We start from the raw sequence: 26,980 nt of genomic DNA on the forward strand, positions 1-26,980 counted from the left end.
CCCGTGGACGAGGCACTTCCGGGTGCCCGTGGCGACTTCGAGCCCGCAGCGCACCGAGTACGCGCATCGGCTATGCCGTCGACATCCGCGTTGCCGGACAGCAACAGGCCCACGACGGGTTCGCCGAACCCGACCCGGCCGTGGTCGACGAACCCATCAGCGGGTCGTGCCCAAAGGTCTTCTTCCAGGTCGCGGCGGCGTCCTGCTTCTCGGAGTGCGCCAGGACGAGGGCGCCATCCAGGGTCCACGATCACATGCTCACCCGCGTCCGGCGCCGCTTCACCGGCCAACCGCCAGACACAGTCGCGCACTTCGGCGCGGGCGGTGCGCAGCGCGGCCAGGGCCCGCTGCCCGCGCCGACGACAGCTTGCTCATCAGTCGGCCGTGTTCGGGTCGGAGGCCACCCGCCCCGAACACGGCCACCAAGGACCTCGACAATCCTCATTCTTGCTGGTCAGAGGGGATTCTAGTTTGTCTGACCGTCCGTCGGACATACGCTGCCTGAAAGCGTGAAACTAGAAGGACAGGGCTCGCTGGGGCCACCTGTCGATCCTCACGGGGGACAACTGCAGATCCTCGCAGCTCGCCGACCTCATCGACGCCCGAGGGCACGGGGTCACCTATCGATCGAAGTCACATCCCGGGCCTGCCGCTCCAGGAACTTGATCAGCCTGACCTCGCTCCGTACGAGGCGTTCTCGCTCGTCGTCGGGCAACGAGGCCGACGGGTCGACGATGACCTGTGTGCGGGGCACATGGACCATCGAGCCGCAGTAGATCCGGCAGCCGGTACACCACGCGAGCCCGATGCAGCGCTCGAACCAGGCGGACTCGGGCGGGTAGAAGCGATACTTGTACGAGCGGACGGGCGTCCGGCAGTCGGCACAGACCCGCCGGTCCCCGTCGACGACCGTGTCCCAGGTCGCGACCTTTCGCCAGATCAGCCGCTCGTTGTGTGCTCTTCAAGTCGTCATGCCGACCATAGTCCCCCATGACCAGGGCCACACGGGAGCGGTTTACGCGTGCTGACGGACCTGGCGGTCCTGAGGTGTCCGGGGGTCATGAGCCCTCGCCGCGAAGGCGTCAGACCTCCCGGCCGAGGAGCACGGCGCGGGATCCCGGGGCGAAGCCCGCGAAGGACTGCTCCCAGGACTCGCCGGGCCAGTGATAGGTCACGCGGCCCTCCGAGGGCCGGTAGTGGGCGGTGTAGACCGTGCCCAGCCCCTCGTCGTACGCGTACTGGTACAGCGGCGGCGTCAGCATGGCTGCAACGTCCGTGCCCATGGCGCGATCGGCGCAGGCCGTGGTGCCGGGGGCGCGGTTCACGCCATGGCCCCGGCCTGCGCTGACGACGACCGGACGGGAGCCGTGCCGTGAGTGGTGCATGGCCCGGACGCCGGACGCCGGACGACATCCGTGGCCGACCGGTGGCGTACCTGCGAGGGTCCGAGGTGGTGATGGGCTCGCCCGGCAGATGGCGGCTCAGCTCCATCCGGGCCGGGGAGTCGAGTGCCGTCAGCCGGTGGTGCGAATCCCGCAGGGTCGGCTCCCCGGCCGACGCCGTAACCGTTCCCTGGGCCCGACCCGTTACGCGGCGAGCGCGGCCGGTTCGCCGAGGTGGGCGGCCGCTGTGCGCCAGGCGGCCGTCACCGCGGCGTGTGCCTGCTCCGTGTTCGTGGAGTGGTCGCCGGTGAGGGTGAGCGGTGCTCCGACGTGGACGTGCAGATCGGGGCGGCGCAGCGGGGCGGTGACCAGCCCCGCGAGTTGCTTGGCCGTGCTTCCCGAGGTGACCCGGCGTGCCCCTGCCTGGCCGACCGGGACGACGGGTGCGCCGGTGCGTTCGGCGAGCCGGGCCAGGCCGCTGCGGAATGCTCCGGGCGCGGCTTCGGCGGAGTCCTTGCGCAGTGGGATCCCGCCCTCGGCGTAGATGAGGACCGTCCGGCCCTCCGCCAGCGCGTCGGCGGCGAGGTCGAGCGCGTCGGCGGCGCGCGGGTCGCCGCGGTACACGGGGACGTACCCCTCGCGGGCGAGCGCACGGCCGAGCAGGGGGATGCGCCACAGGCCCGCGGCGCCCATGGCGACCGGCTGGACGCCGAGGCGGTGCAGCGCGGCGAGAACGATGGCGGGATCGGCGAGCGAGGTGTGGTTCGCGGCGACGATGCTGCCCGGCGCCACTGCGGATCCGGCGTCGACGGTCACCGTGAGACGGCCGACGGTGGGTACCAGGACGTCGGCGAGGCGGCTGAACATGGGATCTCCCGGGCTTGGCGAGGCAGATCCCCATCGTCGGCGTGCTCGCCGCGCGGATCCTGAGTGTTCGTACTCAACTTCGGGGCCGGCCGTACCCAGACGACACGGGTCTACGTCCCCAGGCCGAGATCATCGGGGACGTCGCCAGGTCCAGGCCGCCCGCCGCGATGTTGGTGAGGTGGGTGTCGATCTCCGCCCGCGTCGCGTGGCCCTTGGCCACCAACCGGTCGCGCACCTGTCGCACGGTGGCCGTCTCCAGCGCCCCACAGGCCGGGCCGGTGACAGGGAAGTAGGCGTCCGCCCGGACGTTGGTCAGGCCCGCCTCGCGCAACAGGCGTGGGAGGCGGCGGCCGTACGACAGCTCCGCGCCGCGCTCGGCGAGGAGCTCGCGGAAGCCGTGGCGGAGCTTGTTGGCCAGCCGCTGCTCGCCGGCCGGATTCGTCGGGGCAGAACCACGGCTGGAGCGCGGGGTCGGCATCCTCCAGCAGGAGCCACCCGCCGGGGCGCAGGGCATCCGTCATCACGCGCAGGGCCCGCTCGCGGTCGGCGACGTGGACGAGGACCAGTCGGGCGTGGACGAGGTCGAAGGGGCCGTGCGGTGACTCGTCGGCGGCGACGTCGTGGCGGCGGAGTTCGACCTGCGGTGCTGTCGCGGAGGCCATCCACGACATCGACCTGGTCGTACATGCCGGGGCGGTCGCCGACGCCGGCCACCGCCCCCTCGATCCCGATCCCGACGAGAACGCCCCCGCACAGCACGGTCCCCGCTGCGCTCGGGCCCGGTCGGTCGACATCTACCCCCGGAGGCCCGGGAGGCCCCGGACGATCCGGTCGATGACGGCCGTGGCCTGTTCCGGATGTGTCTCCAGCCATGTGCCGAGGTTTTCTCGGACTGCTTCCGCGACACAGGCACGCACTTCCGCACCGTCGAGCCGGCTCCGCGTGGCGCCTGAGAACTCCGTACGGTCCAGCTTCACCGACACGACCGCCGTCAGGCCCTCGCCGATCCGGTCGGCGTCGAGATCGGGGTCCGCCGCCGTGAGCAGGTGCCGTCGGCGCGCGTACGCGTCGACCGCGGCCGCCAAGCCGTCGCGGAACCCCGCCACATGCGTGCCTCCTTCGTGGGTGGGCCGACTGTTGGCGAAGCTCCGGACCTGTTCCTCGTGACCGGCGCACCATCGCAGGGCCACCTCCACGGTCCCCGCCATCCGTGGGTCCTCCCGTTCGATGGTGATGACGTCCGGGTGGACGGGGGGCTCCGTTCGCGAGTCGAGGAAGGCGACGAAGTCCCGTGTCCCACCGGGGAACCGGAATCGCGCCGACCGGGACTCTCCAGGGGAGCGCTCGTCGGTGAACGAGATGTCCAGACCCCGGTTCAGGAAGGCCAGTTCCCTGAAGCGGTCCGCCAGCACGGTGGACGAGTACTGCACGGTCTCGAAGACGTCGGCGTCGGGCCAGAAGGCGATGGTGGTCCCGCTTCGGGTCGTCGGACCCGCCGCGGTGGGGCGGGTGACGGCGACGCCGCGGGTGTACTCCTGGACCCACCGGACGCCGTCGCGCCGCACCTCGGCCGTCAGGCGGCTGGAGAGGGCGTTGGTGACGAAAGGTCCGATACCGAAGAGCCCCAGGTGGACGGCGTGGCGGTTGTCGGGCGACTCCCGCGTGGTCATACCGGTCAGCAGGGTTTCGAGACCGGGACCGCCGGTGTGACCGGCGGCCTCGACGGGCAGGCCCGGCCCGTCGTCGGCGACCCGCACGCCGCCGTCGGCCGTGAGGACGACATCGACGGATCCGGCGCGGCCGGCCACCACCTCGTTCACCGCCCGGTCGGCGACCTCGAACAGCATCTGGTAGAGGCCGCGTTCGCCGGTCGAGCCGACGTACATACCGGGCCGCTTCCGAATGGCATCCCGTCCCTCCAGCACCTCGATGTGGGCGGCGTCGTATCCGACGTCTTTCTCACTCACCAAGTCCCCCTCCGATGGAGTTCAGCAGACGTCGTCAGCCTAGGCGAATTCATGGAAAGAGCCAGGTCAGAGGCTGTTTGGCGAAGGCGTGGACGGGCGGGTGAGCGCGTGGTGGGAGGCCGTGGGGCAAGGGCTTGCGAACGACGGCCAAATCGCGGCCGGGAGGCCGCCGAGGCCGCGTACGCCTCTGTTCCGGGCGGACCTGAGGCCCCCGATTCCGGTGCCACCGCGGACTCCGTCGACCGCCGTCGGCGGAGTGACCGCGAGCATCCGCCCCGACACGTCCAGGACCACATCGACACTGCCCGGGGCGTCGGCGACCAGCAGTGGAAAGATGTCCGTGGGCGAACTCGCGGAGCGCGTCGGAATCACGCCCGCCAACCTGGCGGTGCTCGAGAACGGCCGGGCCGAGGCGGTCCGCTTCGCTACCCTCGCCGCGCTCTGCGAAGGGCTCGAATCCGGCCGGGGGATTGCTGCGTTGGGAAACATGACTGATCACACGGAGCGCCCGCTGCTCTTCCTGGACGTCGACGGAACGCTCCTGCCCTATGGGGGAGCGCGGCTCCCGTCGGCGGCCGAAGAGTGGGTCGACTGGCAGCACACGTCGAATCCGCAGCTGGCGAAGATCGACCTCGCCCACGGTCCGCGCCTGCTGCGCCTGCCCTGCGTGCTGATGTGGGCCACCGCATGGATGCACGACGCCAACGAGGTCATGGCCCCGCTCCTGGGGCTGCCGGCGCTGCCGGTCGTGGATCTGCCTCAGGCGCCGGAGGAGGACGGCGCGGACCTGCTGCACTGGAAGACCCGGGCCCTCGTCCGAGAAGCGGCCGGACGCCCGTTCATCTGGGTCGACGACGAGATCACCCACCTCGATCGCGCCTGGGTGTCACGACACCACCGAGGCCGGGCCCTCCTCCACCGCGTCGAACCCGAAGTGGGCCTGACCCGGACGGATTTCACCGTGCTCCAGGGATGGTTGGGCGGAGTGTGAAGGTACGCCCGCCGCCCGGGGCGGGGACAGGCCCCGTTCTCCTGGCGCGGCCGAAGTACTCGGTGGTGGGGCGTGCCGCCCCGGGCGGTACGCCCCACCACCGGTCGACGTGCGACTCGGAGAGGTACTACGGGACGAGTTCGAAGTCCTGGGAACCGTCCGTGGTCGCGTTCTGCAAGGTGAGAGGCGCGTCGGTGGCCGTGCCGGTCAGGTAGAGGTCCTTGTTCTTGACCGACTGCAGCTTGACGTGGCCGTTCGCGGACTTGACGACGTTCCACGTGCCCGTGGTGCTGTCGTCGACCCACTGGCCGATCCGCTGGCCGGCCGTCGCGTTGCCCGTCCAGATCGCCGCCGCCCGGCCGCCCGACTTGTTGAGCAGTGTCACGCCGCCGCCCGACTTGGTGACGACATGCCAGTACTGGGTGTCCGGGTCCGCGGCCGCTCCGGCGTCCTCGAGGACGACGTCGGGGGTGTCCCCGTTGCCGATGTTCGCGTCGGTGCTGTTGTTCCCGGTGCCGATCACCTGGCCGGTCTTCCGGTTCACCAACTGCTGGTAGGCGCCGTCGGAGTGGCCGAGATCGACCTCGGCGTGCGCGATGACAGACGTGCCCTGGTTGTTGAGGATCACGATGCGGCCGGTGCCCTCCACGTACTGAAGGTTCCGGCTGTAGCCGGCCCGCGAGGTCGTCTGGTACTCCTTCCACACACCGTCGGAGCGCCCGCTGTCGTTGACCCAGACGTTGCCGCTGCCTGCGGCGTTGTACACCAGGCGTCCGTCGGGGAGCCCGATGAGGACCGGACTGCCGCCCGCCGCGAGGGGACGGGAGCCGGCGACGACCGGCAGCGCGTCGACACCCATGCCGGTGGGGGAACCGCGGAAGAACTTCAGCGGGTCGTCCGCGATCCGGTACCGGGTGTTGGCCCCGCCGGCCCAGTACTCGTAAGTGAGCAGCCACTTGTCGTCCGCCGTCGGGACGATCGTCGTCATTCCGGGCCGGCCGCCGCCGATCTCCGTCTTGCCGCCGCCCATGTCCTCCGTCAGCCCGGCGATGTCGACGACGGGCTCGCTCCACTTCTTGCTCTTGCCGTTCCAGGTCTTGTGGACCAGGATCTGGCCGTGCGAGTCCTTGGCGGTGTCGTTCGCCGGGTCGAGCTTCGGGACGCCGGTGGCCGGATCGAAGCCGAGGTAGTCGTTCTCGTCGGAGTAGTAGCAGACGAGCTTGCCCCTGTGGACCATCAGGTACGGCTCCCAGAGGGGATCCACCTGCTTGTACTTGTTCGCGCTCGCGATGTTCTGGCCGACCGCGCCCGCGCTGCCGCCCTGCCAGCCGCCGGTCGCGACGACGTTGACCACCTGCCACGTCACGCCGTCGTCGGTGCTGGAGTACAGGGCGATCGCCATGTCGCCGCGGTCCCCGTCGTTGGACGGCGTCCAGTTCGGGTCGGCCGCCTTGCGCTCCTTGTAGTACTGGTCGTCGCCCGACACGACACTCGCCAGGAGCAGCGTGCCCGCCTTCAGATCGCCGACGCGCTCCGGCAGCACGTACAGGAACGGGTTCGTCCAGTTGCTCGTGTACTTCGCGTAGCGGGGATCCTCGGACAGGTACGCCGGGGCCTTGACCTCGGCGAGCGGCTGCCACGTCGTTCCGTCGTCGTCGCTCTTGTACACCGGCAGGGTCTGCCGGTCGGCGCTCCCCGTCGCCGTCACGACGGTGGACTTCTCGAACGACGCGACCAGGCGCCCGCTCGGCAGCTGCGCCGACTTGGGGTAGACCGCGCAGTTGCCCCGCCCCTTGAGGCACGGTTCACTGCCGAGTTGGTACACGGTCCCGCCCGTCGGGTTGTACGCCTGGGCGGCGGTCATCGGTATCGCGAGCATCGCCGATACTCCGACGACGCCGCCCAGCGCTCTGCCGAGTCTTCTTCTGTGCACAGCCACTCCTTCGGGGATGGAACAGGGACGGTCGGGGGTCTTGGGCCTCAGGCTGCAAAGCCTCAGGCTTCGGAAGCGGTGTCGGTGTCGGTGTCGGTGTCGGTGCCGGTGGAGACGAGCACGCGCACGTCCCACGGCCCGAGTTCCAGCGACGCTCCCGCCGGGACGGACGTGCCGGTCAGCGCGTCGGACAGGGACACCGGGGCGGGAACGCTCGCGGGCTCCCAGGCCCAGTTGTGGACGATGTGGACGCGGCGGCCGTCGGGTGAGGTGCCGGTCGTCGCGGTCACGGACGCCGGGAGGTCGTGCCAGGCGTGGCGGGCGGACGGTGTCAGCCACTCGGCCAGCGCCCGGCCGAGATCGCGCCCGGGGACGGTGCCGACGGTGGTCACGCGCCCCGCGCCGTGGCGGCGGGTGGTGACGGCGGGCCAGCGGCCGAAGTGCGGGTGGTCGTAGGTGACCAGCACATCGGCGTCGGTGGTGGTCAGACCGTCCGCCCAGCGGGTCGCCGTCGCGCCCTCGGGGAGGTGGAGCGGTCCGCCGGGCGCCGGTCGCACCTGCACTTCCCGCGCGAGGTTGCTGAACTCGTCGTAGCCGACGCCCGCGGCCTCCGTGAGGCGCCCGGGGGCCCGTTCGGCGCGTGCGCGGGCCTCGTGGTCGGCGTAGCCGGTGCGGGGGCCGAGAACGAGGTGGCCTCCCGCGTGGGCGTAGGCGGCGAGCCAGTCGAGGGTCGAGTCGGCGGCGATGTACAGCGCCGGGACGACGAGGACCGGGTGGCGGCGGACGGCCTCCTCGGGCGACAGGCCCTCCCGGTCACCGCTCGGGTCGTGCAGCTGACGGGCGTGCACGATACGGACCTGGCGGCCCGCGTCGAAGGCTCCCCGGTAGAAGGGGTCGAAGATGCGGTGGTAGGCCGTGGGGTCGGGCTCGCCGTCGGGCTTGGCGAGCGGCGGGTACTTCTGCATGAGCCACTTGCTGGGCGTCGAGTACACCATCGTGATGTCGGCGTCCGGTTCGAGTCCGGCGACGAGGGAGCCGGCCGTCTCGAACTCCGCGCCGAGGCGGGCGAGTTCGGCGTACGTGCGGCCGGGCTGCCCGGTGTGGGGGAGGATGCCGCCCCAGTAGGTCTCGGCGCCGAAGTGCAGGGTGTGCCAGTGCCAGTACTCGATCATCCGGGCGCCGCGCGAGACGAGCGCCCAGGCGGCCTGCCGCCACTGGCCGTCGTAGCCGGGGCGGTTGTCCCAGGCCATGCCGATCGAGCCGGCGTTGGTCTCGGTGACGAGGAACGGCTCCTGGCGGGAGGAGAACATCCAGTCGGCGGTCTGGTACAGCGACCACACGCCGGTGGTCTTCCACTTCTGCTCGTGGCCGTCGGGGGTGGGGTCCGGGAGGAGCAGGCCGTCCTGCATGTCGTAGTACGGGTTGCCGGAGGCGACGTCGATGCGGTCGGTCAGCTCGTCGTCCTCCACCCCCTGGCGGGTGTAGGAGATACAGGTGGTGACGAACTGTTCGGGCGCGGCGTACTCGCGGACGAGGTCGGCCTGCCAGCCGATGAAGTCGGTGACCTGCCGGGCCTGGAACTCCCGCCAGGCGACGTCGTATTGAGGCTGTTCGTTGCCGTCCGGCGTCCACAGGTCGGCCCAGGTGGACAGCCGGTGGGACCAGTAGACCAGGCCCCATTCACGGTTGAGGGTCTCCACGTCGCCGTACTTCTCGCGCAGGTGGTCCACGAAGCGCTGGAAGACCCCGTGGTTGTGGAAGAGGTGCAGACCGGGTTCGTTGTCGACCTGGAAGCCGATGACGGCGGGGTGGTCGGCGTACCGGGCGACGATCTTGCGGATGACCCGCTCGGCGTGGAAGCGGAAGGCCGGGTGGGTGAAGTCGATCTCCTGGCGGGCGCCCCAACCCATGCGCTCACCGGTGCGCCGCTCGGCCGTGATCTCCGGGTACTGGCGGGCCAGCCACGGCGGTGCGGCATAGGTCGGGGTGCCGAGTACGACGGAGATGCCGCGCTCGTGGGCGCCGTCCAGGACGGGCTGGAGCCAGTCGAGGTCGAACCTGCCGTTCTCCGGCTCCCAGGTCGACCACACCGACTCCCCGACCCGGATGACGGAGACATGCGCGTCGGCCATCAGGTCCAGGTCGGTCTTGAGACGTTCGGCGGGCCGCTCGTACGGCTGGTACTCGTGGTAGTACGCGGCGCCGAACAGGACGCGGTCAGGCAGAGCCGCCATGAAGAAGAACCTCCGAGAGAAAGAGTGGGGGGGAGTGGTACGAGGGCTGCGTGCCCTACTGCTTGACGCCGCCGGTGGCCAGACCGCTCTGCCAGTACCGCTGGAGCATGAGGAAGGCCACGACGAGCGGGACGATCGAGATCAGGGAGCCGGTCACGACGAGCGCGAGCATGTCGCTGCTGGCGCCGGCCCCGCCGTTCTGCGCCTGTGCGGCCCAGGAGGCCAGGCCCACGGTGATCGGGTACAGGTCGGGGTCGTTGAGCATGATCAGCGGCAGGAAGTAGTTGTTCCAGGTCGCCACCAGGGTGAACAGCAGGACCGTCACCACGCCGGGCCCCATCAGCCGCAGCGCGATCCGGAAGAAGATCCGGGCCTCGCCGGCCCCGTCGATACGGGCGGCCTCCAGGATGCTGTCCGGGACGGCGTCCTCGGCGTAGACGCGCATCAGGTACAGGCCGAACGGGTTGACGAGCGAGGGCAGGATGATCGCCCAGGGAGTGTTGGCCAGGCCCGCCTGCGCGAACAGCAGATAGGTGGGGATGGCCAGCGCGGTGGTCGGGACCATGACGGCGCCGAGGACCAGGTTGAAGGCGGCCCGGTCGCCGCGGAAGCGGTACTTGGCGAAGCCGTACCCCGCGGCGGCCGCGAGCAGAGCGGCCCCGACCGCGCTGACTCCGGCGTACATGACCGTGTTGAGCAGCCAGTGCACGAAGACGCCGTTGTCCTGGGTGAAGGTCTCCTTGATGTTCGTCAGCAGCTGCGGGGCGTCGGAGAACCACAGGCCGAAGGTGTTGAACAAATCCTGTGTGCTCTTGGTCGAGGCGATCAGCAGCCAGAACAGGGGGAGGAGGAAGTAGGCCAGGGCGGCCAGCATGGCGATCGTCAACGGGGTGCTGCGGCGGGCCTGGCGTCCCTTCCGGTGCGCGACGCGCACCGGCTTCTTCGCCGTCGCGGCGACCGTGGGCGCCGGGGATGTCGTCGTCACGGGGTCCTCCTGCGGTTCGCGGTGAGCAGGACGCCGTAGGAGGCGATCACGATGACGAGTCCGAGGAGGAAGGACACCGTGGCCGCGTAGTTGACCTGCTGGCCGGTGAAGGCGAGGGAGTAGGCGTAGAGGTTGGCGGTGTAGGAGCTGGTGATGACGTCCGGGGCGATCTTCATCAGCAGGTTCGGTTCGTTGAAGAGCTGGAAGCTGCCGATCACGGAGAACAGCAGGGTGAGCAGCAGTGCCGGGCGGAGCGCGGGGAGCTTGATCGACCAGGCGATGCGCCAGGCCCCGGCGCCGTCCATCGCGGCGGCCTCGTACAGCTCCTCCGGGATGGTGCGCAGGGCGGCGTACAGGATGATCATGTTGTAGCCGACGAACTCCCAGGTCACGATGTTCGCCAGGCTGCCGAGCATCCAGCTCTCGCTGAGGAAGCTCGGGGCCGGCAGGTCCAGGTTCCGGCTCAGCTGGGCGAACGGGCCGAAGTCCGGCCCGTACAGATAGCCCCACATGAGTGCGGCGACCACGCTGGGCACGGCGTACGGGACGAAGATGCCCAGCCGGATCACGCGCGACAGCCGCAGCAGGCCGCTGTCGAGCGCGAGGGCGAACACCAGGGCAAGCAGCAGCATGACGGGGACCTGGACCACGAAGAACAGCGCCACGCGGCCGACTCCGTGCAGGAACTGGGAGTCGCCGAAGGCCTGGACGTAGTTGTCGAGGCCGACGAAGGTCGTCCCGCCGATCAGTCGTGTCTGGAAGAGGCTGAGGTAGGCGGCGTAGCCGAGCGGGGCGAGGAAGAGCAGCAGGAACAGCACCAGGAAGGGTGCGACGAAGAGCGGTCCCGCCGAGCGGGTCCGGCGCGTGGCGGCCATCTCAGCTCCCCTTGACGGTGAAGCCCTGGTTCTTGGCGTACGTGGTGAGCCGCGACTGCCAGGAGCCGAGGGCGGCGACCGTGTCTCCCTTGTCGGCGAGGGACTTGCCGACGGTCTCGGTCCAGTCGGTCGCCGCCTGGTCGAGGAACGGCGGCCACTGGAAGGAGGGGTCCACGGTGGCGCTGATGTCGGCGAAGACCTGGTTGACCTTCTGTCCGCCGTAGAAGGACGGCGCGTCCGAGACGAACTCCGCGTCCGTGAGCAGGGCCTTGGTCGCCGGGAAGAAGAACTGCTCGGTGGCGAACATCCTGGCGCTGGCGGGGTCGGTGTTGAGGAACTGCGCGAACAGAGCTGCCGCTATGGGGTTCTTGGTGGAGCGGATGACCGAGGTGGTCGAGCCGCCCCAGTTGCCGGCGCTGGGCTTGGCCGCGTCCCACTGGGGGAGCGGGGCCGCGCGCCACTTGCCGGCGGTGGCCTTGGCCGAGCCGGAGAGGAAGGCCGGGCCCCAGGCGGCGGTGATCCAGGTGGCGTACTTGCCCTTGTTGAGCCCGGCGTACCAGCCGTCGGTGAAGTCAGGCTCGACGCTGATCACCCCTTCCTTCGCCAGCCCGCCCCAGTACGCGCCGAGCTTCTTGGAGACGGCGTCGTCGACGCCGATGGTGATGTCGCTCTTGCCGGAGGTGGCGTACGGCTTGGCGCCGGCCTGCCACAGCAGTCCGTGCCAGGCGGCGGGCTGGTTGGCCGCGAGGTTGGTGAGGTAGACGTCGGGATCGGCCTTGTGGAGCTTGCGTGCCGCCCCGGCGAACTCGTCCCAGGTGCCCGGCACGTCGATGCCGTGCTTGTCGAAGATGTCCTTGCGGTACAGCAGGCCCATCGGGCCGGTGTCCTGCGGGATCGCCCACACCTCACCGTCGGCGCCGCTGACCTGACTCCACGTCCAGTCGACGAACCTGTCCTTCAACTTGGCGGCGCCGTACGGCCGCAGGTCCAGCAGGCTGTCGGTGATGGTGAACGTCGGGATCGCCTGGTACTCGATCTGCACCATGTCCGGGGCGCCGCTGCCCGCCTTCAGCGCCGTACGCAGCTTGGTGTACTGCGGGGTGCCCTGGCCGGCGTTGACGACCTTGATCTTGATGGCCGGGTACTTCTTCTCGAAGAGCGCGATCTCCTTGGCGATGTTCGGGACCCAGGTCCAGAACGTCAGCTCGGTCGGCGTCTTCATCGCCTTGTCGATGTCGGCCTGGCCGACCGGCTCCGCGGAGCCGGAGGAGCCGCCTGAGTCACCGCCGCCGCAGGCGGTGAGGGCCGCCCCGAGCGACAGGGCACCCGTCGTGGTGAGGAACAGGCGACGGCTCATGGCGGACGAGGCGAACGTGGACGTGTTTCTGGGCATGGTGAACTCCCGCCGGTGGCGAAGGTGGCGGCACGCCTGAGGAGGGCGTGCGCAGGTGTGTGGGTGGCGAAGGGGTGGACGCGAGGACCGGGTCCGAAGGCCTGTGTGGTCGGGATCGCGTCGTGTGGACGCGGCCGACCGCGTACCGGGTGCTGCCGGTACGGCGTCGGAACGCGGCCGGAAGGAACAGGGCGAGGTGTCCGGGCAGGTGCGGAGAGGCGACTCGGGCACACTGCTGGACTCAGGGGCGGCCCTACGTCGACTGCGTGAGGGGCGCGCCGGAGTGGCGGGGGCGTGACGGGTACAGCGGCTCGATCCAGGGGTCACGCGCCGGCCGTGCGTGGTGCTGTCCGGGCGGGCGGGAGGTGATCAGTGCTGCGGGGCGGCGCCTCCGTTCGCGTGGGGCGGGGCGGGTGTGCCCACTCGGACGCGGGAGACGGTGCGCCGCCCGCGAGCCGGGGTCGTCCGGCTCGGCGGTGGCGCGGTCGAGGCACGGACGACGAGGTCGACCGGTGGGTCGCTCGGCGGCAGGGGGTCCGCGCCGGGGTTCTCGATGGCGTGCACGAGACGCTTGAGCCCCTCCTGCGCCACGGCGTCGAACAGCTGTCGCACCGTGGTCAGGGGAGGAGTCACATAGGCGGCGACCGGGATGTCGTCGAAGCCGACGACGCTGACGTCCTGCGGCACCCGGCGCCCGGCCTCCGCCAGCGCGCGGATCAGACCGATCGCCATGTCGTCGTTGGCGGCGAAGACCGCGGTGACGTCACGGTTCTCGGCCAGTTCCCGCCCGGCCGCGTATCCCGACGCGGCCGACCAGTCGCCCCGGACGACCTCGGGCAGGTCCCTGCCCTGTGCCGTCAGCGTCGACCGCCATCCCTCCAGCCGGTCCCGGGCGGCGTACCAGCGCTGCGGGCCCGCCAGGTGATGGACCGTCGTGTGGCCCAGCCCCAGCAGGTGCTCGGTGGCGGTACGCGCCATCAGCTCGGCACCGTCACCCACGTTCAGCACCGCGGGCGCGGTGACGAACGGCGGCGCGCCGATGACCAGCACCGGCACGGCGGCACGCGGAGCCATGCCGCCGTTCTCCCCCGCCTCGTCTATCGGCTCGGAGATGACGATGCCGTCCACGCCCTGGTCGAGAAGCGAGTCCACGGCCCCTGCGATACCCGCCGGATCGCCCTCCACGGTGTTGACCACGCGGAGCGCGTAGCCGGTGTCCCGCACGACCCGCTCGACCCCCATGAGCAGCGAGGCGGGACCGTACAGAGCCGTCCCCAGCGTCACCACCCCGATGGAGCGGGTCCGCCCCGAGGCCAGTGCCCGGGCGGCGTTGTTACGCCGGTAACCCAGCTGCTCGGCGGCCTCCGTGACCCGTCTGCGCACGTCCGCGGAGACGTACGGTTCGTCGTTGAAGACCCTCGACACGGTCTTCTGCGACACTCCGGCCAGCCGCGCCACATCCGTACTGCTCGGCGCCGCGGGGCCTGCGCCCCGCCCCGTACCTCGCGTCATGATGCCTCCCGGTGACCGTCACGAACAGCCCAATGATGTCAGACATCACCTCTCTGACTGCGCTGTCATGTCTGCGTAGTCATGTCTACGCAGTCACACGGCGGTCGTCAAGAGTCCGGTACGCATCCGTTCCGCGGGTTTCAGGCGTCGGCGGAGCAGTGCCTCACGCGTCGACAGTGGCGGGCCCGCGGCGTCGGGGGCGCGGTCCTCACGCGTCGGGAGCCGCGTGGACGCGTGTCCCCTCCACGAAGGTCTGCAGGACCCGGGTGGCGGCGATGTCCCCGGGCGGGCCCGTGAACGGGTCGCGGTCGAGAACGACCAGGTCGGCCGCCCTGCCGACGGTGATGCTGCCGGTGAGGGCGTCGAGGTGGTTCACATGGGCGCTGCCCGCCGTGTAGGCGGCGACGGCGGTGCCGAGGTCGAGGCGTTGTTCGGGCAGGAACTCGGGAGTGCCCTCGGGGGCGTCCGGGGAGCGCCGGTTGACGGCGACGTGGAGGGCCTGGAGCGGGTCCGGGCTGCTGACCGGCCAGTCGCTGCCGGCAGCCAAAGTCACCCCGGCGCGCAGCAGGTCGCCGAACGGGTACTGCCGGGCGCCGCGTTCGGGGCCGAGGAAGGGCAGGGTGAGTTCGTCCATCTGCGGTTCGTGGGCGGCCCACAGCATCTGGAGGTTGGCGGTGGCGCCGAGTGCCCGGAAGCGTCGCACGTCGTCGGGGTGGACCACCTGGAGGTGTGCCAGGTGATGTCGGGTGTCGCGCTGCCCGTTGGCGGTACGGGCCGCCTCGACGGCGTCGAGCGCCTCACGTACCGCGCGGTCTCCGAGAGCGTGGAAGTGCACCTGGAAGCCGAGCGCGTCGAGTTCGGTGACGTACTTCCTCAGCTCTCCCGGTTCGACGAAGCTGATGCCGCTGCCGTCCGAGGCGCAGCCGCAGCCGCAGCCGGTGAGATACGGGTCGAGCATGGCGGCGGTGTGGTTCTCGGCGATGCCGTCCTGCATGATCTTCACCGTGCCGGCACGGAACCGGCCCCCGCTCAACTCCTCCCGCCGCGCGACGAGTTCGGGGATCTGTTCGGCACCGCGCTCACGGTCCCACCACAGGGCGCCGGTGACGCGCGCGGTGAGGAGCCCCCGCTCCAGGGCAGCCCGGTACGAGGGCGCCGGGTCCGTCATGTTGGCGTACGCGCCGACGATGGCGTCCTGCCAGGCGGTGACCCCGTGGGCGTGCAGCACGGTCTGGGCGCGCAGCAGGGCGGTCAGCTGTTCCTCGGGGGTGAGGTCGGGCACCAGTCGGCCCACGAGGTGGACGGCGCCCTCCTGGAGCATGCCGGTCGGACGGCCCTCGGCGTCGCGTTCGATGCGGCCGTCGGCGGGGTCGGGGGTGCGGGCGTCGATGCCGGCCCGCTCCAGGGCCCGGGTGTTGACCCAGGCCCCGTGGTGGTCGCGGTTGGGCAGGAAGACGGGCCGGTCGGGGACGATCGCGTCGAGGGCGGCGGCGGTGGGGGCGCCGCCGGGGAAGGCCTCCAGTGACCAGCCGCCGCCGGTGATCCATTCGGCGTCCGGGTGGGCGTCGGCGTACGCCCGGATCCGCCGCAGGTACTCGGCGGGGTCGGCCGTGTCGGCGAGGTGGCACAGGCCGAGTTCCAGGCCCGCGCCCTGCGGGTGCACATGGGCGTCCTGGAAGCCGGGCAGCAGCAGCTTCCCGGCGAGGTCGACGACCTCGGTGCCGGGTCCGACGAGGGCGTGCACCTCGTCGTGGCCGACGGCGGTGATCCGCCCGCCGTGCACGGCCACGGCGGTGGCACGGCTGCGGGCGGGATCGACGGTGTGGACGGGCCCGCCGGTGAGGACGAGGTCGGCGGGGCCCGTGACCTGGGACTGCGGCATGGGGAAGAACTCCATGGGGAGATGTGGGGGACGGAGGGTACGGGTGGGCTCAGACGGCCGTGCGGTCCATGGGGAGGGCGATGGCCTCGGCGTCGGTGCCGCGTCCGGTGGCGAAGTACGGCGACCGGCGGACGTACTTGGCGACCGCGGCCATTCCGAGACCCGCCAGGACGATGACGGCGGGCAGGGAGAACATGAACCACCCGTTGTCGGGGCTCAGTTCGAAGTGGTCGCTCATGGTCAGGTACGAGTACCCGAGGTAGCCGCCGAGGCCCAGCAGGATCAGGCCGGACACGGCGGGCACACCCACGGCGAGCACCGCCGCGCGCGGCCCCTCGCGCAGCGCGGACCGGAAGCGCACGGCGCAGGCGAGCGCGGTGAGCCCGTAGTAGAGGGCGACGAGCAGGCCGATGGCGTTGACGGCGGCCAGCAGCATGTCGCTGAGCCGGGGGAGGGCGACGGCCAGCAGGGCGATCGCGGCGGCGATGGACAGCACGACGACCGTTCCGGCGGCAGGGGTGCCGTACCGAGGGTGCACCCGGGTCCACAACGGGCCCATGGTGCGGTCCCGGCCCATCGCGAGCAGCCCGCGCGCCGTGGGGATCAGCGTGGACTGCACCGAGGCCGCTGCGGAGAACATCAGGGCGACCAGGGGCAGGGTGGCCCAGGGCTCGGCGGCCAGCTTCTGTCCGAGGTACGGCAGGGCCTGCGGGCCGTTCCTGACGAGTTCGGCGAGGCTCATCTCGCGCTGGAAGGCGACCGAGGCGAACAGGAACAGCCCGAGCATGGCGAACAGGGCGATCAGCCCGCCGCGGGCCGCGTCGCCCGGCTTCCTGGTCTCCTCGGTGACGCTGAAGGCCGCGTCCCAGCCCCAGAAGAAGAACACCGCGAGGACCATGCCCTGGGCGAAGGCGGTGCCGTCGGCGATCTCGAAGGGATTGAACCAGGAGAAGGAGAAGGACTGGTCGCCGGTGACGAGAGCCCAGCCGCAGAACCCGATCAGCACGGCGTACTCGAAGACCAGCAGCGCGAACTGGAAGCGGGTCGTGGCGCGCGTGCCGGTGACGGCGAGCGCGGTGAGACCGAGCAGGAGCACCAGCCCGACGGCCGTACTGACGCCGGTGGACGTCGGATCGAGGGTGATGCCCGCCAGGGTGTCGAGACCGGCCTTGTTGGCGAAGACCAGGACGACCGAGCCCATGACGGCGCTGGTGTAGGCGCAGAAGATGACCGAGCCGACGATCGTGACCCAGCCGGTCAGGAAGCCGGGCCAGGGACCGAGGGTCTTGCCGACCCAGGTGTAGCCGTTGCCGCAGTTGGGCTCCGAGCGGTTGAGCCGGGCGTAGGCGGTGGCGATGCCGAGCACGGGCAGGAAGGCGAGGAGCAGGAGCGCCGGGCCCTGCAGACCCACGATGGTCGCGATCGTGCCCATGCCGATGGCGATGCTGGTGGTGGCCGCCGTGCTGGAGGCGGCGATGGCGACGCCGTCGACCACGCCGAGGGAACGGCGCAGTGGGATGGATGACATGGATGGCTCCTCGTGGGGAGGGGACGAGGGTGAGCCGCGCGGGACTGTGATGGAACACCGGGCGTTCGTCTTGCGTCAATGCCGTTGACATAAGGGTGCGGGGTCCGTTGACTGCCGGTACGCGGTCCCGACCGACAGGAGCCCCGCCATGACCACCCGTGTCCCGCAGGAGCGCAGACGGCGCCGCCCCACCCGCTCGGGCGTCCTGCTGTCGGAGGACCTGATCGTGCAGACCGCGCTGCGGCTCATCGGCGAGCACGGTCCGGAGGCGCTCAGTGTGCGCAGGCTCGGCACCGCCCTGGGCTGCGACCCCAGCGCCCTCTACCGCTACTTCCGCGACACCGACGACCTGGTGCTCGCCATCGCCGACCGCATCATCGGCGACGCCATGGCGGGCTTCGCCCCGGGCGGCGACTGGGTGGCGGCACTGCGCGAGATGGCCCTGCGCGTCCGCGACGGATACCTCGCCCACCCCCGCGCGGCCGCCTTCGCCTCGTACCGGGTGACCCGGCGCCCGAACGAGATCCGCGCCGTCGACACCGGCATCGGACTCCTGCTCTCCGCGGGCTTCGGACCGGCCGACGCGACCCGTCTGTATCTGGCCTTCATCGACACCGTGCTCAGCCACGCGGCCATGGACGCCGCGTACCAGGCCCTCCCGCGCGGGCAGCGCGAGGCCGACGACCGGGCGTGGCAGGACGTCTATCAAGGGCTGGACCCCGAGTCGTACCCCGCCCTGTCCGCGGTGTGCCAGGACCTGCGCACCGCGGCCAAGAGCTCCTTCGAGGACGCGGTCGACCTGCTGCTCGAAGCGCTGGCCGCCCGCGCGCCGGAGAGACGGCCCGAGGGCCGCGCCTCCCGTGCCTCCGGTCCGGCCGGAATGTGAGGAGGCCGCCCTGTCGCGGCCGGATGAATCCGCTGTTCCGGTTCGCGTTACGGAATGTCGGCGCCGCCCTCTACGGTGGTGATCGGGATGCCGACCAGGCGGTGGGGGAGGGCGACGGGCGTGCGAAGGGTTCCACCCGAGATGTTCCGGTTCACGACAGTGGAGCGGTCCGATCTGTACGGGGCCGTGCTGGACGCCTTCGGCGCGGCCGGCGAGCACCTGGAGACGGCGCTCGGGCTCGACGCGGTCCGTGAGTGGCTGCGCGGGGCGGGCTGGGCGGCCGCGGTCGAGGACGAGGAACTGTATGAGGCACTGCGCAGACTCGTGCAGTGGGAGCTGCTGGACGTGGTGCACAACCACGCGGAGAACTACCGCACGGCCGAGGACTACGAGCGGCGCAACCTGCAGTACTCGCTGACCCGCCGGGGCGAGGCCGCCCTCGCCGGAGTGCGGCACGCGCTGGAGGTCCTCGCCTCCACGGGGGCGCTGCAGACAGCCGTGCTGGAGGCGATCGCCGACCGGCTGGACGAACTGTGCCTGCTGTCCGCCGAACCCGCCTCGGCCGATCGCCGGATCTTCAGCACCCTGCGGGAGCTGGAGGGGCATCTGGACGCCCTGGTGGAGAACACCAAGGCGTTCAACGGCGAACTGCAGCGGCTGCTGCGCGCCGACAGCGCGGATCCGGAGGTGTTCCGCGAGGTCAAGGCCGCCACGGTCGCGTATCTGCAGGAGTTCCTGGTCAACCTGGACCGGCGCGGGCAGGCGGTCGCCGCCGCCGTGGCCCGCGTGGAGGAGCGGGGTATCGCCGTGCTGCGCGAGCGGGCGCTGAGCGGGGCCGAGTTACCGCCCGTGGCCGGGGAGGATCCGGCGGCCGGCTGGCTGGAGAGCCGACGGGCACGCTGGGCGGGCCTGCGGGCGTGGTTCCTGCCCGACGACGGGGCGCGCCCCCGGATCGAGCAACTGCACGACATCGCCCGGCGGGCCATCGTCTCGCTCCTTCAGGTCCTGGAGCGGATCAACGAGTCACGACGCCGTTCCTCCAGCGCCGTGCAGGACTTCCGGGAGCTGGCGCGCTGGTTCGCCGCCGCCCCGGCGGAGGACGACCTGCACCGGCTGTGGTCGGCGGCCTTCGGACTGGGCCCGGCGCGCCATGCCCACCTCGCCCACCCCGACCCGGAGTTGATCCCGTCGTCCCGGTCCTGGGCCGAGACCCCGCCCGTGGAGGTGTCGGCGCTCCTGCGGACCAGCGGACGCACGGAGCGCTTCACCCGCACGGCCAGGGTGCGGGACGTCGCGGCCGTCAGGGCGGAGCGCGCCGAGCGGGCCCGCGCGGAGCGAGCGGAACTCGCGCGGGCCTGGCGGGCGTTGGAGACGGACGGACCCGTGCGGCTGTCCTCCTTCGGAGAGCTGGATCCCGCTGTCTTCGACCGGCTCCTGGACCTGCTGGGCCGCGCCCTGTCCGCCCGGCCGGACGCGGGCGGACAGCGGCGCGCCACCACGGGGGACGGCCGGGTGGAGATCGCACTGGCTCCGCATCCCGACGGCCGGACCGCCCTGCTGCGCACGGCGACGGGTTCGCTCGCCGGACCGGACTACCTCGTCCACATCACGGAGGCGGGAGGGGCCACGGCGTTCCCGGCCCTCCGCGCCGCACGGCAGGAGGCGACGGGATGAGCACCCTCGCCAACCAACTGGCCGCCGCGGAACGGGAGGAGGTCGCCCGCGCCGTCCGCCTCCTGCTGGCCCGCCCCCTGCTCACCGAGGCCTCGGACCCGGCCGGCTTCGAGCTGGTACGACGCCGTCGCGAACCGCTGGCCCAGTGGTTCGACTACACCTGCGGCTGGACCCTGACGGTGGAGCCGCGCCGCGGCTATGCCCGCCTCGCCAAGGTCCGCGCTGACCCGGACGGCTCCCGCCCGGCCCGCAGGGCGCGTTCGGGCCGGGCCCCGTTCGACCGCCGGCGCTACGTGCTGCTGTGCGTGACCGCGGCCGAGCTGCTGTCGATGCCGATGACGACCATCGCCATGCTCGCCGACCGGGTCGTCCGGGCCACCGCCGCCGACCGGGCGCTGCCCGCGTTCGACCCGGTCCACCGCGCGGAGCGGATGGCGTTCGTCGACGTCCTGCGGCTGCTGGAGTCGTACGACGTACTGCGTGCGGTGGACGGGGCGACCGAGGCGTACGTCGCATCCCCGGAGGCGAAGGTCCTCTACCGCGTGGACACCACGCTGCTGATGCGGCTGCCCGCGGCACCCGTCGGCGCCTCCCGCCTCGCCGTACCCCCGGACGAGGTGCCCGCGCGGTTCGAGGACCTCCTCGCGGGCCTGGTGCGCGAGCGACGCTACGGCGGCACGGTCGTGGGCGACGGAACGACGGACGACGAACACGCCGAGACGGCCGCCACGGACGCCCAGCGCAATCTGAGGCTGCGTCACTCGGTGCTGCGCCGCCTCTTCGACGACCCCGTCCTGTACCGGGCGGACCTCGCCGACGACGAGCTGGCGTACGTCACCTCCCTGACCGGACGCCAGATCCTGCGCCGCTCGGTCGAACAGGCCGGCTTCCTCCTGGAGGAACGCGCCGAGGGTTTCCTGCTCGTCGACCCGGACGGGATCGCCACCGACGCCCGTTTCCCCGACGACACCTCGACCGCCCGCGTCGCCGCGCTGCTCCTCCTCGAACCACTCTGCGCCGCGCCCGCAGGGCTGCTCCCCGAACAGCTCGCCGAGGCCGGCACGGATCTGCTGCGCCGCTTCCCGCGCTGGGCCAAGGCCTATCAGTCGGAGGACGGCGCGGCCCGGCTGACCGACGACGCCGTACGCGTCCTGCGTGATGTCGGTCTGGCCCACCGGACCGGGGGCCGTGTGGTCGCGCGCCCGGCCGCACACCGGTACCGCCTGACGGAGACGACGAGTTCGGTCCCGGAAGCAGAGGGAGACAAGCAGTGAGTGTGACGGAGCTTCCGTTCCCGCGGCGGCCGGAGTTCTCCCTCCCCCGGCGGCCGGAGTCCACCGAGCCGGCCGGGACACCGGTGCGGGCGGCGGACGCATCCGGCAGCCGTTGGCAGCCGCACCGGGCGGGTATCCTCAACGTCTGGCGTTACTACGACGAGACCTTCACCTTCCACCAGGGCCGCCTGCTGCTGCGCGGCCAGAACGGCTCGGGCAAGTCCAAGGCCCTGGAACTGCTGCTGCCCTTCCTCTTCGACGCCAGCCTCCGCCCCAACCGCCTTTCCACGTTCGGCGGTTCCGAGCGCACCATGCACTGGAACCTGCTGGGCGAAGGGGCTTCCGGCAAGACCCGCGTCGGGTATGTGTGGATGGAGTTCCGCCGAGTCGCCGACGACGGCACCGAGCGCTGGTTCGGCTGCGGGGCGCGTCTGCAGGCGAGCGTCCACACCACAGGGGTGCACGCCGACTACTTCACCACCGGCGCCAGGATCGCCCACCCCGGCGGTGTGCTCCTGGTCAACGAGGCGGGACAGCCCCTGACCCGGGCCGCCCTCGCCGAAGCCCTGCACGACCGCGGCACCGTGCACGCCTCGGCCACCGACCATCGCACGGCCGTACGACGTGAACTCTTCGCAGGCATGGGGGAGCAGCGGTACGAGTCGCTGCTGTCCGCGCTGCTCCAGCTGCGCCAGCCCAAACTGTCCGAACGGCTCGACCCGTCCCTGCTCTCCACCCTCCTGTCCCGCGCCCTTCCGCCCCTGGGCGAGGGCGAGATCGCCGAACTCGCCGAGGGCTTCGAACGGCTGGACCGCCAGCGGGAACACCTCGGGCGGCTCGACGACGAGGTGGCGGCGGCCGACACGGTCGCCGCCCGGCAGCGCGCCTACGCGCGACGGGTCCTGCGCGCCGGTTCGGCCGCGCTGATCTCGGCCACCACCGAGATGGACGGCCTCACCCGCGCCGCCCGGCAGAGCGCCGAGGAGCTCGAGCAGGCCCTGACACAACGCGAGTCGGCCCGGGTCCTGCGCGAGGATCAGGAGCTGCGCGCACACGCCCTGGAGGAGACCGTCGAGGGCCTGCGGGAGAGCGACGCCTACCAGCAGGGTGAGGAGCTGGACCGGCTCCGCCGCCGCACCCGAGAAGGGGCAGCCGCCGCCGGACGACTGCGCACCACCGCCCAGGCCGCCCGGGCGACGGCGGAGGAGGACCGCAGACACGCCGACGAGGCGGCGGGCCGCGCCCGCACCCTCGAAGAGCACGCGCGCGAGGCCGCCGAGGAAGCACGCCGGTCGGCCCGGTCGGCGGGCCTGGAGTCCATCCACCACGAGGCGAACACGATCCTGCGCGCGGACCCCTCGGTGCCCCTCCCCGACGGCACACGGCGTGCGGTGGGCGCCGGCCGGCCCGAGGAATCCGGCGCCGCGCCGACGGGCGAGAACGGGGCCCGGCAGGCCCGTCGGCTGCTGCGGGGCGCGGTCACCGCCCGACGGCAGCAGGTCGCCCTCATCACGGAGGCGATGGACGACCACGGTCGCGCGGTACGCGACCGGGGCGCCGCCGAGAACCTTTTGGACGAGGCCCGTGCCCGGTTCGCGGAGACGATCGCCCGGCGGGACGAGGCGTCCGGAGCCTGGGACGACGCCCTCGCCGCACAGGCGGAACGGCTGCTCGCCTGGGCCGGGGGCTGCACGGAACTGCGTATCGCCGACCCCGGGGAACTGGCGGCGAGAGCGGCGACCGAGGCCGAGGTGACGGCCCTGGCCGAAGCCGCCGCCCGCCCGCTGGAACTGGAGATCGCCACCGCGGAGGGCACCGCCCGAGCGGCGCGTCAGGGCCTGTGGGACGAGCGGAGCCGGCTCGTGGAGGAGGTGCGGCGGCTCAGCGGCCGGACCGATCTGCCGCCCGCGCCCCCGTCCACCCGCACCACCGTCCGCACGGCGACGGCGGGAGCACCCCTGTGGCGGCTGATCGCCTTCCGCGAAGGCGTCCCGCTCCCCGTCCAGGCCGGGGTGGAGGCCGCACTGGAGGCGTCGGGCCTCCTGGACGCGTGGGTCAGCCCCTACGACGGCATCACACTGCCGGGTCACGACACCCGTGCCGAGGCCGCGCTGGCCGTGGCCGCCCCGGGGCCCAGCCTGCTGGAGGTGCTGCGGCCCGAGGAGGACATCCCCGTCCCGGTCGACACCGTGACCCGCCTCCTGGCCGGTGTCGCGTACGGCACGGGTCTGCCCGAGGGCCACTCCGCGGCCGTGTCGGCCGACGGTGCCTGGCGTCTCGCCCTCGCCACCGGGTCATGGAACAAGCCCGAACCGGCCCACATCGGCGCCCTCGCCCGACAGCGGGCCCGGCAGCGCAGGATGGGAGAACTGACCGACCGCATCGGAGGAACGAACGCCTCCCTCGCCGCGCTGGACGACCGGTTGCGCGACCTCGCCGCCCGCCGCGCCCGGCTGGACGCCGACCGTGAGGCCCGCCCCGACCACCGGGAACTCGACGCACTGCGGCGCGACCGGGACCGGGCCGAGGAGGCAGTGGCCGCCCGGGACGACGCCGTACGCGACGCCGCCGGACATCTGGCGCGGTGCGAGGGCGAGGTGGCGGGCGCCCTGCGCACGCTCGGCCGCCGGGCCGCGGAACACCAACTGCCCACCGACCGTGGCCGGTTGCGTGAACTGACCGCCGACATCGACAGGTTCCGGGACACCGCCGACAGCTGGGTGGACGCCCGCCTCACCGCGACCGCCGCGGCCGACCGGAACCACCGGACGGCCGCGCAGGCGGAGCGTTCGCGCCGGGCGGCCGAAGAACAGGCCGGGGACGCGGCCGCCGCCGAAGCGGAGGCGGCGGGTCTGAGGGCACGTCTGGAGGCGGTGGAGGCCACCGTCGGCGAAGACTACCGGCAGATCGTCGCGCGCGTCACCGAGGCACGCGACGACTTGCGCCGCTGCAGGGAGGCGGCCGCCCGGGCGGCCGATCTCCTGCTCCGCCTGGAAGGGCGTATCGGCGGGCTGCGGGCCACCAGCGGACAGGACGCCGAACGACGGGAGCAGGCCGTCCTGGTCCGGGACCGCGCGGCGCAGCGGTTCCGGCACCTGTGTCTGGTCGGGCTGGCCGAGGACGCCGGCAACGCACCGGAACCCGACGCCGGGGACGGCGCCAAGGCCACCCTGGAGGCCGCCCGCGCCGTCGCGGCGAACTGGCCCGGGATCCCGCACGCCCCACGCAACCTGGGCGACGCCGCGACCCGTCTCTCGGAAGCGGTCCACGAGGCCCGTCGGCGCCTCGGCGCCCGCGCCGACCTGGACCTGGAACCCGACGACGACGTCCAACTCTTCACCGCCACCCTGGACGGTGTACGCGTGGGGGCGACGGGCCTGCTCACCACGCTCACCCAGGAACGGGACCGCAGCCGCGACGACATCACCACCGGCGAGCGGCGCCTCTTCGACCAGATCCTCACCGGCGACATCCGTCGGCACCTCGCGGTCCGCATCCGTCAGGCCGGTGAACTCGTCGACCGCATGAACGGGCACCTGGAGCGGGTCCGTACCGCCTCCAACGTAGCCGTCCAACTCGTCTGGGACGTCCGTCCGGATCTTCCGGACAGCACCCGCACCGCCCGGCAGTTGCTGCTGAAGGACCCCGGCCGGATCACCGAGACCGACCGGGAGGCCCTGCACGCCTTCTTCCGCGCCCGTGTCGGGGAGGCCAAGGGCAGCGACACGGCCGCGAGCTGGGAGGAACAGCTCGGCGAGGTGCTCGACTACACCGCCTGGCACCGCTTCACCGTCCGCCTCGACCGGGCGAACGGCACCGGCTGGCAGCCGCTGACGAAGAAGCTGCACGGCGCGCTCTCCGGCGGGGAGAAGGCCATTGCCCTGCACCTGCCGCTGTTCGCCGCTGTCGCCGCCCACTATGAGGCGGTGCCCCTGGCACCCCGGCCGATCCTGCTGGACGAGGTCTTCGTCGGTGTCGACACCGTCAACCGCGGACAGGTCTTCGCCCTGCTCACCGCGCTCGACCTGGACCTCATGGTCACCTCCGACCACGAGTGGTGCACCTACGGCGAGCTGCCCGGAATCGCCGTCCACCAACTCCTCACCGACGGGCGCGACGACGCGGTCACCAGCGCCCGCTTCGTGTGGAACGGAACGGACCTGGAGGCCGGATGACCCCACGCGAACCGGCCCCACGCGAACTGGCCCCACGCGAACTGGCCCCACGCGAACTGGCCCCACGCGAACTGGCCCCACGCGAACTGGCCCCGGGGGAACTGGCCCCACGCGAACCGGCCCCACGCGAACCGGCCCCACGCGAACCGGCCCCGGGCGAACGCACCCTGCGCGAACCGGCCCCGGGCGAACGCACCCTGCGCCGCCCGGAACTCCGCCCGCTCTGGCACACGGTGCACAGTCGCCTCTCCTCAGGCCGCCCCGTCACCCGGGTGCGTCTCGGCCCGCTCGACGACGCCCAGCGCGAGGCCCTCGCCGATCTGCTCGGCCTGGACCGGCTGCCGGACCCCCGCCCCTCCGTCGCCCTGGCCCGTCTGGAGGAGGCCGTCACCGAACTGTGGGGCCGCACGGTACGCGAGACCGTCACCGCGCTCGTCGGCCCCCTCGACGACCGCGCGGGCGAACGACGCCGCCAGGAAGGCGAACGGGCCGAGCTGTGGGCCTGGTTGGACGGTCACGCCGTCGTGCGGGCCCAGCCCGCGCTCGCCGACTGGGCCGCCTCGTGCCGAGCCGCCGGCCTGGTCGGCGGCTCACCGGAACGCACCCGGTCCCTGCTGACCGACGCACTGACCGTGCTCGCGGCGCTGCCCGCCGAGGCGGAGCCACTGCCCGTGTTCGCGGCCCGGGTCCTGAGAGGCGACTCCCACGCCCTCGACGACGGCACCCGTCTGTCCGCCCTCGTCCTGCGGGCGCTGGCGGCCCTCCATGACGGCGTGCCGCCGCAGTCCGCGGCGGACCGGCGCGCCCTGTGGGCGCGCGCGGGCGTCGCCGACGACGACCTGTCCGCCACCGTTCTCGTCGGGGGACTGCGTCCCTCCGGCGACGGCCCGCTCGCCCGTGTGGCCCGCGTCTGCGCCGAGGCCGGGCAGGGCGCCGCCCTGACCCTCGCCCAGCTGCGGGCCCCGGGCGAGTTCACCCTCGCCGCGGATCCCGCGCCCGTCGTCCACGCGGTGGAGAACCCCAGCATCCTGGCCCTCGCCGTACGCCGCTTCGGCCCGGCCTGTCCGCCGCTCGTGTGCACGTCGGGCTGGCCCAACAGCGCGGCCGTCCACCTTCTCCGTCTCCTCGCGGACCGCGGCGCGGCCCTCCGCTACCACGGTGACTTCGACGGCGAAGGCATCCGTATCGCCGCGTATCTCCTGGACAAGACACCGGCCCGGCCCTGGCGCATGGCGGCGGAGGACTACCGCACCGCGGTCGCCCGCACCCCGCACGGCCCGCGGCCGGGCCGCCTCACCGCGGCGCCCTGGGACCCCGAGCTGACCCCCGCCATCCTCGACCACGGCACCGCCGTGGTCGAGGAACTGATGGCCGACGTCCTGCTGGCGGACCTCGCCGCGACGGTGCGGGCCTGAGCCCGGC

18 protein-coding genes and 2 pseudogenes are annotated in these 26,980 nt (G+C 72.2%); 7 read left to right on the plus strand and 13 right to left on the minus strand.

Features of this window, described 5'->3' with window-relative positions:
- Positions 1-616: 616 nt before the first annotated feature.
- From OG858_RS43180 to OG858_RS43200, 5 genes and pseudogenes are all read right to left on the minus strand, one after another.
- On the minus strand, positions 617-763 hold the full coding sequence (locus OG858_RS43180; protein ID WP_179200850.1) for a hypothetical protein: 147 nt from the start codon (positions 761-763) through the stop codon (positions 617-619).
- Between the two features lie 319 nt (positions 764-1,082).
- The gene (locus tag OG858_RS43185) at positions 1,083-1,283 is read right to left on the minus strand and encodes a hypothetical protein (protein ID WP_319065287.1); all 201 of its coding nucleotides are present in this window, start codon (positions 1,281-1,283) and stop codon (positions 1,083-1,085) included.
- 303 nt (positions 1,284-1,586) lie between these two features.
- Complete coding sequence (locus OG858_RS43190) at positions 1,587-2,249, minus strand: lysophospholipid acyltransferase family protein (protein WP_086747127.1); 663 nt, start codon at positions 2,247-2,249, stop codon at positions 1,587-1,589.
- A gap of 73 nt (positions 2,250-2,322) precedes the next feature.
- A pseudogene (locus OG858_RS43195) lies at positions 2,323-2,887 on the minus strand (methyltransferase domain-containing protein); the annotation flags it as partial.
- Positions 2,888-3,043: 156 nt separating this feature from the next.
- Positions 3,044-4,216, minus strand: a complete 1,173-nt coding sequence (locus tag OG858_RS43200) for an ATP-binding protein (protein ID WP_256960248.1) — start codon at positions 4,214-4,216, stop codon at positions 3,044-3,046.
- A gap of 334 nt (positions 4,217-4,550) precedes the next feature.
- Between OG858_RS43200 and OG858_RS43205 the strand changes: the two are divergent.
- Positions 4,551-4,652 (plus strand): annotated as a pseudogene (locus OG858_RS43205) (helix-turn-helix domain-containing protein); the annotation flags it as partial.
- Positions 4,653-4,703: 51 nt separating this feature from the next.
- A complete protein-coding gene (locus tag OG858_RS43210) occupies positions 4,704-5,207 on the plus strand; it encodes an HAD domain-containing protein (protein ID WP_086747125.1) in 504 nt (167 codons plus the stop codon).
- A gap of 127 nt (positions 5,208-5,334) precedes the next feature.
- Here the strand turns inward: OG858_RS43210 and OG858_RS43215 are convergent, their stop codons facing one another.
- From OG858_RS43215 to OG858_RS43250, 8 genes are all read right to left on the minus strand, one after another.
- Positions 5,335-7,086, minus strand: a complete 1,752-nt coding sequence (locus tag OG858_RS43215) for an RICIN domain-containing protein (RefSeq protein WP_319065467.1) — start codon at positions 7,084-7,086, stop codon at positions 5,335-5,337.
- A 116-nt stretch (positions 7,087-7,202) separates the two neighbouring features.
- Entirely contained in the window at positions 7,203-9,374 is a 2,172-nt protein-coding gene (locus tag OG858_RS43220) for a beta-galactosidase (RefSeq protein WP_319065286.1), read from the minus strand.
- A gap of 55 nt (positions 9,375-9,429) precedes the next feature.
- Positions 9,430-10,359: a carbohydrate ABC transporter permease gene (locus OG858_RS43225; RefSeq protein ID WP_107482355.1), complete on the minus strand. Its 930-nt coding sequence runs from the start codon at positions 10,357-10,359 to the stop codon at positions 9,430-9,432.
- A complete protein-coding gene (locus OG858_RS43230; RefSeq protein ID WP_319260145.1) occupies positions 10,356-11,234 on the minus strand; it encodes a carbohydrate ABC transporter permease in 879 nt (292 codons plus the stop codon). The genes OG858_RS43225 and OG858_RS43230 overlap by 4 nt, the downstream gene beginning before the upstream one ends.
- 1 nt (position 11,235) lies before the next feature.
- Entirely contained in the window at positions 11,236-12,627 is a 1,392-nt protein-coding gene (locus tag OG858_RS43235; protein WP_327725813.1) for an ABC transporter substrate-binding protein, read from the minus strand.
- Between the two features lie 369 nt (positions 12,628-12,996).
- Positions 12,997-14,139, minus strand: coding sequence for a LacI family DNA-binding transcriptional regulator (locus OG858_RS43240; RefSeq protein WP_319065283.1), 1,143 nt, complete (start codon positions 14,137-14,139; stop codon positions 12,997-12,999).
- Positions 14,140-14,347: 208 nt separating this feature from the next.
- Positions 14,348-16,021 carry an amidohydrolase gene (locus tag OG858_RS43245; protein WP_328543868.1) on the minus strand — a complete coding sequence of 558 codons (1,674 nt, stop codon included), beginning with the start codon at positions 16,019-16,021 and terminating at the stop codon, positions 14,348-14,350.
- Between the two features lie 49 nt (positions 16,022-16,070).
- Entirely contained in the window at positions 16,071-17,549 is a 1,479-nt protein-coding gene (locus OG858_RS43250) for an APC family permease (protein WP_086747025.1), read from the minus strand.
- 148 nt (positions 17,550-17,697) lie between these two features.
- On the opposite strand from OG858_RS43250, the gene OG858_RS43255 reads away from it, so the two are divergent.
- From OG858_RS43255 to OG858_RS43275, 5 genes are all read left to right on the plus strand, one after another.
- Positions 17,698-18,435 carry a TetR/AcrR family transcriptional regulator gene (locus OG858_RS43255; protein WP_328543867.1) on the plus strand — a complete coding sequence of 246 codons (738 nt, stop codon included), beginning with the start codon at positions 17,698-17,700 and terminating at the stop codon, positions 18,433-18,435.
- A 120-nt stretch (positions 18,436-18,555) separates the two neighbouring features.
- Positions 18,556-20,109 carry a TIGR02677 family protein gene (locus tag OG858_RS43260; RefSeq protein WP_328543866.1) on the plus strand — a complete coding sequence of 518 codons (1,554 nt, stop codon included), beginning with the start codon at positions 18,556-18,558 and terminating at the stop codon, positions 20,107-20,109.
- A complete protein-coding gene (locus OG858_RS43265; RefSeq protein WP_327725815.1) occupies positions 20,106-21,383 on the plus strand; it encodes a TIGR02678 family protein in 1,278 nt (425 codons plus the stop codon). Before OG858_RS43260 ends, OG858_RS43265 begins: the two co-directional genes overlap by 4 nt.
- A complete protein-coding gene (locus OG858_RS43270) occupies positions 21,380-25,558 on the plus strand; it encodes a TIGR02680 family protein (RefSeq protein ID WP_408059460.1) in 4,179 nt (1,392 codons plus the stop codon). Before OG858_RS43265 ends, OG858_RS43270 begins: the two co-directional genes overlap by 4 nt.
- Positions 25,555-26,973, plus strand: coding sequence for a TIGR02679 family protein (locus OG858_RS43275; protein WP_328543865.1), 1,419 nt, complete (start codon positions 25,555-25,557; stop codon positions 26,971-26,973). Before OG858_RS43270 ends, OG858_RS43275 begins: the two co-directional genes overlap by 4 nt.
- Positions 26,974-26,980: the final 7 nt, after the last annotated feature.

The organism is Streptomyces europaeiscabiei (assembly GCF_036346855.1).
GTDB lineage: Bacteria > Actinomycetota > Actinomycetes > Streptomycetales > Streptomycetaceae > Streptomyces > Streptomyces europaeiscabiei.

Excerpts from the sequence above, each read along its gene's own strand:
- OG858_RS43180 (WP_179200850.1), bottom strand. The coding sequence starts at position 763 with ATGGTCCATGTGCCCCGCACACAGGTCATCGTCGACCCGTCGGCCTCG.
- OG858_RS43185 (WP_319065287.1), bottom strand. The coding sequence starts at position 1,283 with ATGGGCACGGACGTTGCAGCCATGCTGACGCCGCCGCTGTACCAGTAC.
- OG858_RS43190 (WP_086747127.1), bottom strand. The coding sequence starts at position 2,249 with ATGTTCAGCCGCCTCGCCGACGTCCTGGTACCCACCGTCGGCCGTCTC.
- OG858_RS43210 (WP_086747125.1), top strand. The coding sequence starts at position 4,704 with ATGACTGATCACACGGAGCGCCCGCTGCTCTTCCTGGACGTCGACGGA.
- OG858_RS43215 (WP_319065467.1), bottom strand. The coding sequence starts at position 7,086 with ATGCTCGCGATACCGATGACCGCCGCCCAGGCGTACAACCCGACGGGC.
- OG858_RS43220 (WP_319065286.1), bottom strand. The coding sequence starts at position 9,374 with ATGGCGGCTCTGCCTGACCGCGTCCTGTTCGGCGCCGCGTACTACCAC.
- OG858_RS43230 (WP_319260145.1), bottom strand. The coding sequence starts at position 11,234 with ATGGCCGCCACGCGCCGGACCCGCTCGGCGGGACCGCTCTTCGTCGCA.
- OG858_RS43235 (WP_327725813.1), bottom strand. The coding sequence starts at position 12,627 with ATGCCCAGAAACACGTCCACGTTCGCCTCGTCCGCCATGAGCCGTCGC.
- OG858_RS43240 (WP_319065283.1), bottom strand. The coding sequence starts at position 14,139 with ATGACGCGAGGTACGGGGCGGGGCGCAGGCCCCGCGGCGCCGAGCAGT.
- OG858_RS43245 (WP_328543868.1), bottom strand. The coding sequence starts at position 16,021 with ATGCCGCAGTCCCAGGTCACGGGCCCCGCCGACCTCGTCCTCACCGGC.
- OG858_RS43250 (WP_086747025.1), bottom strand. The coding sequence starts at position 17,549 with ATGTCATCCATCCCACTGCGCCGTTCCCTCGGCGTGGTCGACGGCGTC.
- OG858_RS43255 (WP_328543867.1), top strand. The coding sequence starts at position 17,698 with ATGACCACCCGTGTCCCGCAGGAGCGCAGACGGCGCCGCCCCACCCGC.
- OG858_RS43265 (WP_327725815.1), top strand. The coding sequence starts at position 20,106 with ATGAGCACCCTCGCCAACCAACTGGCCGCCGCGGAACGGGAGGAGGTC.
- OG858_RS43275 (WP_328543865.1), top strand. The coding sequence starts at position 25,555 with ATGACCCCACGCGAACCGGCCCCACGCGAACTGGCCCCACGCGAACTG.